This is a genomic window from Kribbella sp. CA-247076 (assembly GCF_050942445.1).
Lineage (GTDB): Bacteria > Actinomycetota > Actinomycetes > Propionibacteriales > Kribbellaceae > Kribbella.
On record NZ_CP192051.1, the window covers coordinates 7,505,702 to 7,519,249 of the forward strand.

At 70.2% G+C, this 13,548-nt stretch carries 10 protein-coding genes; 7 read left to right on the forward strand and 3 right to left on the reverse strand.

Going from position 1 to position 13,548, the window contains the following annotated elements; genetic code table 11:
* Positions 1-15 precede the first annotated feature (15 nt).
* Both ACQPYZ_RS35935 and ACQPYZ_RS35940 read left to right on the forward strand, forming a co-directional pair.
* Positions 16-591, forward strand: a complete 576-nt coding sequence (locus tag ACQPYZ_RS35935; protein WP_433163886.1) for a TetR/AcrR family transcriptional regulator — start codon at positions 16-18, stop codon at positions 589-591.
* Positions 592-744: 153 nt separating this feature from the next.
* On the forward strand, positions 745-2,643 hold the full coding sequence (locus ACQPYZ_RS35940) for a discoidin domain-containing protein (RefSeq protein ID WP_433163888.1): 1,899 nt from the start codon (positions 745-747) through the stop codon (positions 2,641-2,643).
* 1 nt (position 2,644) lies between these two features.
* Here ACQPYZ_RS35940 and ACQPYZ_RS35945 read toward each other — a convergent pair whose 3' ends face one another.
* Positions 2,645-4,207 (reverse strand): alkaline phosphatase D family protein, encoded by a 1,563-nt coding sequence (locus tag ACQPYZ_RS35945; protein ID WP_433163889.1) that lies wholly within the window; start codon positions 4,205-4,207, stop codon positions 2,645-2,647.
* A gap of 143 nt (positions 4,208-4,350) precedes the next feature.
* Between ACQPYZ_RS35945 and ACQPYZ_RS35950 the strand changes: the two genes are divergently transcribed.
* A complete protein-coding gene (locus ACQPYZ_RS35950; protein WP_433163891.1) occupies positions 4,351-4,809 on the forward strand; it encodes a GNAT family N-acetyltransferase in 459 nt (152 codons plus the stop codon).
* Here ACQPYZ_RS35950 and ACQPYZ_RS35955 read toward each other — a convergent pair.
* Positions 4,806-5,426 (reverse strand): hypothetical protein, encoded by a 621-nt coding sequence (locus tag ACQPYZ_RS35955; protein WP_433163893.1) that lies wholly within the window; start codon positions 5,424-5,426, stop codon positions 4,806-4,808. The genes ACQPYZ_RS35950 and ACQPYZ_RS35955 overlap by 4 nt on opposite strands.
* A gap of 18 nt (positions 5,427-5,444) precedes the next feature.
* Between ACQPYZ_RS35955 and ACQPYZ_RS35960 the strand changes: the two genes are divergently transcribed.
* Positions 5,445-6,221 carry an aminotransferase class IV gene (locus tag ACQPYZ_RS35960; protein ID WP_433163895.1) on the forward strand — a complete coding sequence of 259 codons (777 nt, stop codon included), beginning with the start codon at positions 5,445-5,447 and terminating at the stop codon, positions 6,219-6,221.
* Here ACQPYZ_RS35960 and ACQPYZ_RS35965 read toward each other — a convergent pair.
* A complete protein-coding gene (locus tag ACQPYZ_RS35965; protein WP_433169834.1) occupies positions 6,218-7,639 on the reverse strand; it encodes a CCA tRNA nucleotidyltransferase in 1,422 nt (473 codons plus the stop codon). The two genes, ACQPYZ_RS35960 and ACQPYZ_RS35965, sit on opposite strands and share 4 nt — an antisense overlap.
* A gap of 63 nt (positions 7,640-7,702) precedes the next feature.
* Here ACQPYZ_RS35965 and ACQPYZ_RS35970 point away from each other — a divergent pair, with 63 nt between their 5' ends.
* The 3 genes from ACQPYZ_RS35970 (at position 7,703) to ACQPYZ_RS35980 (ending at position 13,502) form a co-directional block, all read left to right on the forward strand.
* Positions 7,703-10,045, forward strand: a complete 2,343-nt coding sequence (locus tag ACQPYZ_RS35970; protein WP_433163897.1) for a DUF6049 family protein — start codon at positions 7,703-7,705, stop codon at positions 10,043-10,045.
* Positions 10,038-11,684 carry a murein biosynthesis integral membrane protein MurJ gene (murJ, locus tag ACQPYZ_RS35975; protein ID WP_433163899.1) on the forward strand — a complete coding sequence of 549 codons (1,647 nt, stop codon included), beginning with the start codon at positions 10,038-10,040 and terminating at the stop codon, positions 11,682-11,684. The genes ACQPYZ_RS35970 and murJ overlap by 8 nt, the downstream gene beginning before the upstream one ends.
* 159 nt (positions 11,685-11,843) lie before the next feature.
* Entirely contained in the window at positions 11,844-13,502 is a 1,659-nt protein-coding gene (locus tag ACQPYZ_RS35980) for a protein kinase family protein (RefSeq protein WP_433163900.1), read from the forward strand.
* Positions 13,503-13,548 lie beyond the last annotated feature (46 nt).

Consider the following 13,548-nt stretch of genomic DNA (forward strand, 5'->3'; position numbering starts at 1 on the left):
GCAATGCTCAATAGCGTGAGTCAGCGCTGGACTGCGGATGATCGCCGCAAGCAACTGGTCCGGATCGGCCTGATGATGCTGCGCACGCAACCGATCCACGAACTGTCGATCGACGCGGTCGCGGGCCAGGCCGGGATCTCGCGCGGGCTGCTGTTCCACTACTTCCCGAGCAAGCGGGACTACTACGTCGCGGTCATCTCGGCCGCCGGCCGCCGGCTGCTGCGGGTCACCAAGCCGGACGAGTCGCTGCCGCCGCCGGTGCAGCTGCGGCAGATGCTGCTCGCCTTCGTTGCCTTCATCACCCGTCGGCGAGACGCCTACATCTCCTTCGTCCGCGGTGCCGCCGGCGGCGACAACTACGTCGTCGAGGTGTACGCCGACACCCGGACAGCGCTCACCAACCGCGTGCTCGACCTGATCGGCTGCCCCGACGCGTCCACCGCGGAGCGGATGACGGTGCACGCCTGGTTCGCGTACGTCGAGGACCTGGCCATCGAGTGGTCCGGCCTGCCCGAGGCCGACCGCCCTACCACGGACGAGGAGCTCGTCGACCACGCCATCACAGCGTTGGAGTCGCTCCGCAAGTTGTAACCCCAGACCACATCCCACCCCTCCCCGCGCACCTCGCACCCGCACTTGCGGGTGCGAGGTGCGTGACTTTCAGCAGGCCGTGCCTCGGGACGCCTTGACAGTGTTGACAGCCGGGCGTTTCCTGTGGCCGTTTGCTTTCCTTCGAGGAGTGCGATGAGAACACAGGCAGTCGCAGTCGCCCTGGCACTGGCCGTGACCTCGCTCACCGGTCCCGCCCAGGCCCATCCGCCGACCTCCACGGCCCGCGTCTGGGTCACCACCCCCGACCGCGCCGAGCTGCTGCACGAGCGCGCGCCCGTGACGTTCCGGCGCGGGGCGAGCGACCTCACCACGATCACGGTCGACCCGCGGACGTCGTACCAGAGCGTCGACGGATTCGGCGCCTCGATCACCGACTCGTCGGCGAACGTGTTCTACCGGCTCAGCCCGGCCGAGCGGGACAAGACGATGCGGGCGTTGTTCGACCCGCGGCACGGCATCGGCGTGAGCTTCCTGCGTCAGCCGGTCGGCTCGTCGGACTTCACCGCCGAGACCGAGCACTACACGTACAACGACGTACCGGCCGGGCAGACCGACTTCGGGCTGAGGCACTTCTCCATCGCGCATGACGAGCGGCAGATCCTCCCGCTGCTGCGGCGCGCCAAGCAGCTCAACCCCGCGCTGAAGGTGATGGCGACGCCGTGGAGCCCGCCGGCGTGGATGAAGACCGGCGACTCGCTGGTCGGCGGCCGGCTGAAGGACGACCCGGCCGTGTACGACGCCTACGCGCGCTACCTGGTGAAGTTCGTGCAGGCCTACACCCGGGCCGGCGTTCCGATCGACTTCCTCTCGATCCAGAACGAGCCGCAGAACCGCAACCCGAGCGGGTACCCCGGCACGGACCTGCCGGTCCGGCAGGCGGTCGCGGTGATAGAGCGGCTCGGCCCGCTGCTGCGGAAGGTGAGCCCGCGGACGAAGATCCTCGGCTACGACCACAACTGGACGACGCACCCTGCCGACATCGCCTCCACCCCGCCCGGCGAGGACCCTGAGACCGACTACCCATACAAGCTCCTGCGGTCCCCGGCCGCACGCTGGCTCGCGGGTACGGCGTACCACTGCTACTCCGGTGATCCGTCGAAGCAGACCGACCTGCACGAGGCGTTCCCGTCGAAGGGCATCTGGTTCACCGAGTGCTCCGGCTCCCACGGCCCGGACGACACCCCACCGCAGATCTTCCGCGGCACGCTCACCTGGCACGCCCGCACGCTGATGATCGGCACCACCCGCAACTGGGCGAAGTCGATCGTGAACTGGAACATCGCGCTCGACTCCACCAGCGGCCCGCACCTCGGCGGCTGCGACACCTGCACCGGCCTGGTCACGCTGCACCCGGACGGGACGGTCAGCAAGGACGCTGAGTACTTCACCATCGGCCACCTGTCGAAGTTCGTGAAGCCGGGGGCGGTCCGGATCGGCAGTACGTCGTACGGCACGACCGGCTGGAACGGCCAGCTGATGTCCGTCGCCTTCCGTAACCCCGACGGCTCGACCGCATTGCTGGTCCACAATGAGAACGACGACCCGCGGTCGTTCGCGGTAGCCGTCGGCGATCGCACCTTCGAGTACGAGCTGCCGGGCGGCGCGATCGCGACCTTCACCTGGGACCGTAACCCGCACACGCCCGACCCGGTGTCACTGGACGGCGCGACCGCGACCGCCTCGGTGAACCCGGCCGAGGCAGGCCTTGCGATCGATGCCGACGGATCGACCGTCTGGCAGAGCAAGCAGGCGCAGACACCCGGTCAGTGGTTGCAGGTGGACCTCGGGTCGCCGCGGTACTTCCGCAAGGTCGCACTCGACAGTGGCGGTCAGCTCGGGGATTACGTCAATGGCTGGCAAGTTGCCACGAGCAACGACGGCGTGCACTGGTCGAAGCCCGTGACCGGCCGGTCCACCGGGCAGCTCACCACTGTGGAGCTCAGGCCGACCAAGGCGAGGTACCTGCGGGTCACCTCGACGGCCACGAGCGACCACTGGTGGAGTCTCGCCGACGTACGCCTGTATCGCTGACTCAGACCTCGATCCGGGAGCTGCCGCGAGCCGTCCGGGCCTCGTAGCTGGTGGCCACGGGAGCGTCGGGGCGGAGCTTGTCCACCGCGCGGTAGGACAGCTTCGCCTCGTCGCCGGTCACCTCGAGCACGCCGTACCCGTGCTGCCGCATGTCGATCAGCTTCAGGTGCGGGTTGTACTGCAGCCGCTTCTGCTCCTCGGCCCGTGCACCGGCCGCACCCTTCAGGTCGCCGGTGTTGGTCGACGACACCGACGGTACGACGAACTCCACGCCGGACCGCTTCGTGCCCGCCGGGTTGCCCGGGCTGCCCGGGCTGCCCGGGGCGAAGCCGGTGTTCCACAGCTCGCCGGCGAACGTGTCGTGGTCGTCGCCGGTGACGACCACGAGATCTGGGACCCGGTCGGCGGCCAGCGACAGCAACTCGGTCCGCTCGGCGCCGTACCCGTCCCAGGTGTCCATGAAGGCGCGCTCGCCGGCGGCGCCGGTGACCATGCCCATCATCATGTTCGGGTTGGCCAGCACCTTCCATCGCGCACCGGAGCTCCGCAGTCCCTCGGTCAGCCAGGTCTTCTGCGCCGGACCGAGCATGCTCCGGCCGGAAGCGTCCGCGGCCTCGCACACGAGGTTCCCGCCGTCGTCGCACGGCTGGTCGTCCTTGTACTGACGGTTGTCGATGGCGAACAACTCGACGGTCCGGCCGAGCCGCAGCGAACGGTACGTCCGGGTGATGTCGCCGCCGTACCTCGGCACCGGCATCCGCTCGAACCAGGTGTGCCAGGCGGCGCTGCGCTTCTCCTTGAAGAACAGTTCGGGCAGCGTCCAGTTGTCCTTGCTGTAGTTGTTGCGGAACTCGTGGTCGTCCCACAACGGCAGAAACGCGTGCTGCGCGTGCATCGCCCGCAGGTTCGCGTCGCTGCGGTAGAAGGTGTACTTCGCCCGCATCGTCGCCAGCACCTGTGGATAGAGGTTCAGGTCGATCCCGCGGACCCCCGGCACGCTCGCCTCGTACACGTAGTCGCCGAGGCACACGACCAGGTCGAGGTCCTCCTCGGCGAGATGCCGGTGGGTGGCGTAGTACCCCTCGGTGAAGCCCTGGCAGGTGAAGAAGCCGATCCGCACCGGCTCGTTGGAGTCCGCCGGCCGCAGGGTCCGGAACCGGCCGACCGGGGAGACCGTGTCCTTCCCGCGGAACTGGTAGAAGTACTCCGACCCCGGCGCCAGCCCGGTCGCCGGGAAGTGAATGCAGCCGTCCCACTGCTTCTCCGCGATCGCCGTCTCGACGATCACCGGGCTGCTCAGGTCCCGGTTCTTCGAGACGACGACGCCCAGCTCGGCGTCGCCCTCGAAGACGCCCCGCGGGACCCTGGTCCACAACGTGGCGCCGTCGGTCCGCGGGACGCCGGCCATGATCCCCTCCGGGAACGTGGCGCCAGTGACGAGAGTAGCCGAGGCGTCGGCGGCCCGGCGCAGGACCGGCGTACCGGCGTGCGCCTGGAGCGGCACCGCGGCCGCTGCTCCGACTGCTCCGAGACTGCCGAGGACGGTTCTGCGGGTCAGCGTCATGCCGAAATACTGAGCGGTAATGATGAATTGTGGAAGAGCCCAGAGCGACGAGTTGGTTGCGCTCGGTTGCCTCACTGCTGTCCACTCGGCGCGAGAGATCTGTGAAACAGCAGCGTCATGCCTGATTGCTACCGTCTGGCCGCATGACGGTGGAACAGATCGACGGCGTGGAACTGCGCGCGGTCCCCGGCACCGACCCGGCCGTGGTGGCGCTGACGACCGCGCAGCAGGCGGAGCTCGCGGCGATGTACGGCGAGGACCAGCCGCTGATCGCCCTCCACCCGGACATCTCCTTCACCCTGCTGCTGCTCGACGGCACCCCGGTCGGCTGCGTCGGCCTGCAGCCGGTCGCCCCGGGCCTCGGCGAGATCAAGCGCATGTACGTCGACCCGTCCGCCCGCGGCTGGGGTCTGTCCCGGGTCCTCCTGGACGCCGTCGAGTCCCACGCCCGCGCCACCGGCCTCACCCGCCTCCGCCTCGAGACCGGCCCCCAACAACACGCAGCCCTGGCCCTCTACACCAACCACGGCTACCTCCCCACCCCGCCGTACCCACCCTTCGAACACGAACCAGCCTCCCGCTGCTTCGCCAAGATCCTCTAGGTGCGCGGGAGGTCGAGGACGAGGGTGTTGCCTTCGGGGTGGAAGCCGAGTTTGGTGAGGTAGGGGGTGGAGTCGCGCATGCGGGGTGGGGCGAGGACCTGGTGGAAGCCGTGGTCGGTGAAGACGTCGCTGCGGCGGTAGACGAACTCGCCGGGGGTGAAGTCGCGGTACTTCGGTACGACGTAGTCGAGGTCGATCTGGGCGCGGCCGTCGCCGGCGTCGTGGGCGAGGACGACGCCCACGGTGCGGTCGCCGTGCTGGACCAGGAACGCGTACGGGCTGCCGCTCGCGGTGAAGCCGGGGTTGAACCGGCTGATGTCCTTGTGGTGCTGCGCGAGCACGTGGCCGAGGTAGGCGTCGTCCCCGTTGACCTGGAGGACGGCGTACTCCGTCTGGTCGTGCCGGTGCCAGAGCAGCCGCCAGAGGTGGACCAGGTTGATGACGGCCAGGACCGCGTTCATCCCGACCATCGGCCAGACCGCGATCGCCGCGTTGAAGCCGATCAGGATCACGCAGCCGACGAGGTTCAGCAGGCGCAGCCGGAGGATCCGGGTCTGCAGCAGCGACAGTACGACGAGTGCGGAACCGCCCCACCCGATGATGCTCAAGACGTCCACAGACGCACACTAAGGCCTGTGACTGATTCCCTGCTGCTGCTCGACGGCACCCCCCGACGAACGGTCGATCCGGCGTTGCTGCGCGCAACGAGCTTCGGCCATTTCAGCTCGATGCAGGTCCGCGCCGGCCGCGTCGACGGTCTCGACCTGCACCTCGACCGCCTGGATCGCAGTACCCGCGAGGTCTTCGGCCGGCCACTGCCGGCCGATCGGGTCCGGTCCGACCTGCGGGCGGCCCTCGACCACGCCGGCTCCGGCGACGTCTCGCTCCGAGCCGCCGTCTTCGCCACCACCGACGTACACCTGCTCATCCACGTCGACCCGCCGATCGATCCCGGCGTACGGCCGCTCCGACTACGTGCCTTCCAGCACCAGCGCGCCGTCCCGCACCTCAAGCACACCGGCACCTTCGACCTCGTGTACTACGGGAAACTCGCCGAACAGGCCGGGTACGACGACGCCGTCTTCCACACCGCCACCGGCGAGATCTCCGAAGCCTCCATCTGGAACCTCTGCTTCGCCCGCGGCACCGACATCGTCTTCCCGGACGCCCCGATCCTCCCCGGCATCCGCCAGCAGGTCCTCCAGCGCGGCCTCGGCACCCACACGACGACACGGATCACGCTCGCCGAGCTCCCGTCGTACGACGCCGCCTACCTGACGAACTCGATCGACCCGGCGCTCCCGGTCGCGTCGATCACCACGGACGCCGGCACCACGACGTACGACGTCCACCCGCCGTCGGCCGACGTGATCGCCAAGGCCTACGCGGCTGTGGAGCCACAGGCGATCTAGGAGCGCTCGCCCCACCAGCGGAGGAGCTCCTCGCGGGCGCGGTCCTCGCCGAGCGGACCCTGGTCGAGCCGGAGTTCCATCAGGAACTTGTACGCCTGTCCCACCTCGCGGCCGGGGGTGATGCCGAGGATCTCCATGATCTGGTTGCCATCGAGGTCGGGCCGCAGCGCGTCGAGCTCCTCCTGCTCCTGGAGCCGCTCGATCCGGGCCTCGAGGTCGTCGTACGCGGACCGGAGTGCCTCGGCCTTCCGCTTGTTCCGGGTGGTGCAGTCGGCCCGGGTCAGTACGTGCAGGCGCTCGAGCTGGTCGCCGGCGTCGCGGACGTAGCGGCGTACGGCGGAGTCGGTCCACTCTCCGGTGCCGTAGCCGTGGAACCGCAGGTGCAGCTCGATCAGCGTGCCGACCTGGTCGATCTGCTCGTTGCTGAACCGCAGCGCCTTCATCCGCTTGCGCGCCAGCTTCGCGCCGACCACGTCGTGGTGGTGGAACGTCACCTTGCCGGCGCCCTCGAACCGGCGGGTCTTCGGCTTGCCGATGTCGTGGATCAGCGCGGCGAACCGAACGACGAAATCCGGCGTCGGAAGAGACAGCCGCGATTCCAGATCGATGGCCTGATCGAGGACGGTGAGGGAGTGCTGGTAGACGTCCTTGTGCCGGTGGTGCTCGTCGAGCTCGAGCCGGAGCGCGGGCAGCTCGGGCAGCACGTGGTCGGCCAGGCCGGTGGACACCAGCAGGTCCAGCCCGATCCGCGGGTGGTCGGAGCAGACCAGTTTGACCAGCTCGTCGCGGACCCGCTCGGCCGACACGATCGTGATCCGCTCGGCCATCGCGGTCATCGCGGCCACCACCGCGGGGTCCGGCGTGAAGCCGAGCTGCGCGGCGAACCGGGCCGCCCGCATCATCCGCAGCGGGTCGTCGGAGAACGAGTCCTCCGGCGTGCCCGGCGTGCGGATCCGGCCGGCGGCGACGTCCTCGATCCCGCCGTACGGGTCGACGAACGCGCGGCCGGGCAGCCGGACCGCCATCGCGTTCATCGCGAAGTCGCGCCGGGCCAGGTCGCCCTCGAGGCTGTCGCCGTAGGCCACCTCCGGCTTGCGCGAGGTGGGATCGTAGGACTCCGACCTGTACGTCGTGATCTCGAGCACCCACTCGCCCTTGCGACAACCGATCGTGCCGAAGGCCTTACCGATGTCCCACACGTGGTCCGCCCAGCCGGACAGCAACCGCTCGATCACATCGGGGTGTGCTGAGGTGGCGAAGTCGAGGTCCGTGCTCCCCCGTCCGAGCAGAATGTCCCGGACGGGACCCCCGACCAGCGCGATCTCGTGCCCGGCCCCGGCGAAGCGGGCACCGAGCTCGTCGACCACCGGAGCGATCTGCAGCAGAGTCTGGACCGCCCGCCGCTGCACGGCGGACAACGATCCGGCGGAGGCTGACTGGTCGGCGAAAGGTGACACGGGAAACTAGGTTACGGTGACGGCGTGTTGAGACGGCGACTGAGGCTCTCCGCTGCGGCGGTCGTGGGCCTGCTGATCGCTGCGTCGGCAGCGGTTCTCGGGACGGGGCCGACATCCGCGGCTCCGGTCGAGGACCCGGTCGTCGACGTCACCATCGACTCCTTCACCCCGGTCGCGCCGAAGCCCGGTGAACCGGTGGAGATCAAGGGCCGGGTGACGAACACCACCGACCTGACCTTCCGCGACCCGCAGGCGCTGGCGTGCATCGACCGGAAGCGGCTGGCCACCGGCGCGGACATCGCCGCCGTCTCCGCCGAGCAGGACGTGCCGATGAACGACCGGGTCAGTTGCGAACGGCTGGTCCGGTTCGAGACCGGGACGTTCCAGCAGTTCGGGGCGCCACTGGCGCCGAAGGCAACGGTCCAGTTCACGCTGACCGTGCCGTGGTCGGAGTGGCAGATCAGCAAGGCCACCGGGGCGTACGTGGTCGGCGTCGTGTTCCGCGGGCAGCCCGACGAGGACGACCCGGCGCGGGTCACCGCGGGTCGTGCCCGCACGCTGATGCCGGTGATCGGCAGCGAGCCGCTGACCCGGAAGGTGAACACGGCGCTCGTGGTCCCGCTGCGCCACCGGCCGACCCAACTCGGCGGCCGCAACTTCGCGAACGACTCGCTCGCCCAGTCGATGGCGCCGAACGGCCCGCTCGGCCGACTGCTCGCGCTCGGCCGGACCCGCAAGGTCACCTGGCTGGTCGACCCGGCGATGCTCGACGAGGCCCGCCGGATCAAGGACAGCAAGGACGGGTACGTCGTCACCGGCGACGGCGGCCAGACACCGGGCACCGGGCAGAAGGTGGTCACCGCCTGGCTGAACGAGTTCGACGAGAGCCGCAGCCGGGGCAACCAGGTCGTCCTGCTCCCGTACGGCGACCCGGACGTGGCCAGCCTGGTCGACGCCGGCGACCCGGTGAGCAAGATCGTCGGTGCCGCGCGGACCACCAGCGAGGGCTACCTCCTCGCGCCCGGCTCCTCGGTTCCGCCGGCGTTCACCAACGGGCTCTGGCTGGAGAACGGCGCCGCCCGCAGCCGCTACCTCGCCGCCGCCTCCTCCGGCTTCCCCGGCTCGACCGACGACGACCTCACCCTGATCGGCAGCTCGTCCTGGTCGACCGCCGAACGCCCGGACCTGAACAGTTCGCCGGTCTACAACCTGCTCACCCCCGAGGGCCCGAAGACCCAGGTCCGCGCCGTGATCGCGAACTCGGCGCTCACCACCGGCGGCCCGGACCCGGACACCGCCGAGAACCCCTTGCAGGTCCGGCAGCGGTTCGCCGCCGAGACCGCCCTGCTGGCCTCCGGCGGGAGGACGCCGGTGTCCGTGGTCGCGCTGCCGCCGCGCGGCTGGGATCCCGAGGGCAACGCGACCGCGGCGATCGCCGGCGATCTGTCGCTGCCGTGGATCACACCCACCGACGTCAACCAGGTCGTCAGCGCGGCGAAGCGGCCGCCGACGGCCAAGGCGCCGAACGCCGCCCGGCCGAACCCGGCGCTCACCGCCGACCAGATGGACGCCGTCGAGGAGCTCGACAACGCCACCCAGACCTTCCGGAACCTGCTGACCGCGTCGGAGAACCTGGACGAGAACATCGAGCGCGCCCTGCTGCGGTCGACCTCCAACGGCTGGCGCGGGTACGCCGACGAGGCCCGGCGGTTCACCGCGATCGAGACCGGCTCGGTGAACCAGCAGCTGAGCAAGGTGACGCTGGTCAACTCGAACGTCGAGCAGGGCGAGCACGGCGTGATCAAGGTGAACCTGGCCGGCAGCAAGGGCACGTTCCCGCTGACGATCTCGAACGAGCTGGACGAGTCGATCCGGGTCCGCATCTCGGTCACCGCGGCCAACCGGACCGACCTGCGGATCAAGCCGCTGCAGGCGAGGGTGCTGCCGCCGCGGGGCAAGGCGACGTACCTGATCGAGGCGAGTGCCGAGCAGAACGGTCTGATCAAGGCGAACGCCCAGGTGATCACCGCCTCGGGTCGTCCGGTCGGCCGCCCCCAGGAGCTGGTGATCGAGGCCGCGCAGTACGGCAGCGTCGGCTGGATCCTGGTCGGTGCCGCCTGCGCCCTGCTCTTCGGTACGTCGTTCGTCCGCATCTACCGGCGGATCCGGAGCGAGGGCCGCAGCCCCGAGTCGGCCGCGGCCGCCGAGCCGGCGACCGACCCGCTGCACCCCGCCCCGATCGACCCCGACCCCGGCAAGCCGACGCCCGGCGCTCCACAGCCCGGTGCTCCACAGTCCGGCGCCCCGGCCTCCGACGGGCCGGCCGACGTGTCGCTGAAAGAAGGAGTCGGTTCGAAGGATGGCTGACCGCACCCTGCGCTCCGCGGCGGTGATGGCAGCCGGAACGGTGCTGTCACGCCTGCTCGGATTCGTCCGGATCGCCCTGCTCGCGGCCGCCATCGGCACCGCGCTTCGCGGCGACATCTTCACCGCCGCGAACACGATCCCGAACAGTCTGTACATCCTGCTGGCCGGCGGGGTGTTCAACACCGTGCTGGTGCCGCAGCTCGTCCGGGCGATCAAGAACCACACCGACGGCGGCCGGGACTTCACGAACCGCGTGCTCACCTTCGGCTTCGTCGTCCTCGCCGTGGTGACCGTGGGCTGCGTGCTGCTGGCGCCGGCGATCGCCGAGCTGTACCTGCCGAAGGAGCTGCAGGACCCGTCCCGGGCGGCCGAGAAGGCGAACATGGTCATGTTCGTCCGGCTCTGCCTGCCGCAGATCTTCTTCTACGGCGCGTTCGTGCTGGTCGGCCAGGTGCTGAACGCCCGGCGCCGGTTCGGTCCGATGATGTGGGCGCCGATCGCGAACAACATCGTCGCCTGCGCGTCGATCGTGGTGTTCCTGCTGGTCTACCGGACCGGCGACGACCCGCCGACGTACAGCCAGGGCGAGGAGTTGCTGCTCGGACTCGGGCACACGGTCGGCATCGCCGTACAACTGCTGGTGCTGCTGCCGTATCTGACGGCGAGCGGGCACAGCTACCGGCCGAAGTTCGGACTGCGCGGGACCGGGCTCGGGCACACCGCGCGGCTCGGGATCTGGACGATGCTGTTCGTCGCGGTCAACCAGGTGACGCTGGTGGTCGTCACCCAGCTCGCGATCGCGGGAAGCGCCTCGGAGGACCCGGGCGCGAAGGCCGGTCTGTTCGCGTACAGCACGGCGATGCTGATCATCCTGGTGCCGCACGGCATCGTCACCGTGTCACTGGCGACGGCCGCGCTGCCGCAGATGTCGTCGCTCGCCGCCGACGGGGACGTCACCGAGGTGGCCCGGTTGTCGGCCCGGTCGACCCGGCAGGCGCTCGCGGTCGTCGTCCCGGCGGCGGCCGCGATGGTCGCGTTCGCCTATCCGATCGTCACCGTGATCGCCGGTTACGGCTCCGGCCGGAACAACCTGACCCTGATGTCGTACACGCTGGTCACGCTGGCGCTCGGGATCGTGCCGTTCACCATTCAGTACTTCCAGCTGCGGACGTTCTACGCGTTCGAGGACACCCGGACGCCGTTCTTCCTGCAGTGCGTGATCGCCGCGACCAACATCGCCGCGGCGCTGATCGGAGTCCGGGTGCTGCTCGACGAGGAGCATCTCCGGTTCAGCGGTGTCGTGCTCGGTGCGGCGTACGCGCTGGCCTACCTGGTCGCCGTACTGCTGTCCCGCCCGGTCCTGCGGCGGAAGGTCCCGCGGGTGCACGGCGCCGGGATCGGGCTGCCGCTGCTCGCGATGGTGATCGCCGCGGTGCTCGCGGTCGGCGTCGGCCGGGCCGCGCTCTGGCTGCTCGACCGGGCCGTGGACTGGTCCGGACCGCTCGGCGCGATCCTCCAGCTCGCCGTCGCCGCGCTCGTGATGCTCCCTGTGTACGCCGGGATCGCGCGGGTCCTCCGGATCCACGAGGTCAACGACGTGGTGTCCCTGGTCACATCCAGATTGCCCGGCCGCCGCTGAACCGATCCCCTTGTGCACTCGTGAGAACGATGATTGCTGACTTGGGCACTAGCATGGGGGCTGCGATCGGGCCGCCCGGCTGATCGCACCGGACCCCGCCAACCGGTCCGGAGCGCCAGACGCAGGCCGACCAGTGCATCGAGGAGGGCGAGAGACACCGTGTCGAACCAGACTGTCAGTCCTGGTGCCCTGCTTGCCGGCCGCTACCGGATCGCCGAGTTGCTTGCGGAGATCGACGGTGCGCGGGTGTGGCGAGCAGTGGACGAGGTGCTCAGCCGGGCCGTCGTCGTGGATGTCCTGCCGGTCGGCGACCCGCGGACCAACCTGCTCTTCGACGCCGCCCGGAGGGCCGCCGCGGCGGCCGACCCGCGCTTCCTCCGCGTGCTCGACTGCGACATGCACGACGGCGTCACGTACTGCGTGCGTGAGTGGGCCGGCGGCCGTCCGCTCGAGCGGATGCTCGGCAGTGGCCCGCTCACCGGGCAGCAGGCCGGCTGGCTGGCCCGCGAGGTCTCCGAAGCACTGGAGAACCTGCACCGCACCGGCCACGCCCACGGCTCGATCAGCCCGGCCACCGTGGTCGTCACCGACGCCGGCGCCATCAAGGTCGTCGGCCTCGCCACCGAGGCCGCCCTGCGCTCGACCGGCCCGGGTTCGCCCGAGCAGGACGTCCGCGCACTCGGTGAGCTCCTCTATGCCTCGCTCACCGGCCGCTGGCCCGGCCCGGCTCCGGCTTGGGGTCTGCAGCCGGCTCCGGTGGAGCACGGCCGGCTCCTGAGCCCGCGCCAGGTGCGCGCCGGGGTGCCGCGCTCGCTGGACGACATCAGCGACCGCCTGCTGAGCAACCCGCCGCGGCACCACGCGCCGCCGATCACGAGTGCGGCCGGCCTGTCCGCCGCGCTGTCCGGGGTCGTCGGCAGCTCACACGAGCCGCCCAGCCAGATGGACGAGACCGTCGCGATCGCCCGGCAGAACGGCAGCATCGACGACGCCACCCAGGTCGTCCCGCCGACGCCGCCCGCGCTCGACCCGACGCCTCCGGCGTACGAGTCCAACGGGCACGACCAGCCGCAGGCGGCGTACGCCACCGCCCCCCAGACCCGGCCGGTACGCCGCCAAACGCCTCCACCGTCGAACGGCAACGGACACCGCCGCCGGGCCGACGAGCCGAAGCCGAAGGGCTCGTGGGGCGGCCGGATCCTGATCCTGCTCGCCGTCCTGGCGCTGCTGTCGGTGATCGCGATGGCCCAGTTCCTGCTCAAGGGCGGCCTGAACAACGAGCAGGGCAGCGGCACCGGAGACGGCGGGACGACCACCGCCCCGCAGACCAGCGGCCCGCCGTCGGCCACGACTGGGCCGGCCAAGATCACCGGTGCCAAGAGCTTCGACCCGGAGCCGGACGGCGACGGCGAGGAGCACCCGGACGACGTCGCGAACACCTACGACGGCAAGGTCGCGACGACCTGGACGACCATGTCGTACCGGAACAAGCCGAACCTCGGCGGCCTGAAGGACGGCGTGGGCATCGTCTACGACCTCGGCGCGCCGACCACCGTCTCCAAGGTGGACGTCGCGCTCGTCGGTGACGGCACCAGCCTGCAGGTGATGGTGCCGAAGGGCGACACCAGCAAGTCGCCGACCGCCACCAGCGGGTGGACCCCGGTGGCGGAGGAAGAGGAGCAGCCGGAAGGTACGGCATCCCTGACGTTGTCGAAGCCGACCGAGACGCGCTACGTCCTGGTCTGGCTCACCAGGCTGCCGAAGGAGAGCGGCAGCAAGTACCGGGGAGAGATCTCGGAGGTCGCAATCCAGAGATGACCTCGTCGGATATCACCCGGATCGGCGCGGCAGAGCCCGTAGCCCA

Coding starts and splice junctions, on each gene's coding strand:
- ACQPYZ_RS35940 (WP_433163888.1), top strand. CDS start 745: ATGAGAACACAGGCAGTCGCAGTCGCCCTGGCACTGGCCGTGACCTCG.
- ACQPYZ_RS35945 (WP_433163889.1), bottom strand. CDS start 4,207: ATGACGCTGACCCGCAGAACCGTCCTCGGCAGTCTCGGAGCAGTCGGA.
- ACQPYZ_RS35950 (WP_433163891.1), top strand. CDS start 4,351: ATGACGGTGGAACAGATCGACGGCGTGGAACTGCGCGCGGTCCCCGGC.
- murJ (WP_433163899.1), top strand. CDS start 10,038: ATGGCTGACCGCACCCTGCGCTCCGCGGCGGTGATGGCAGCCGGAACG.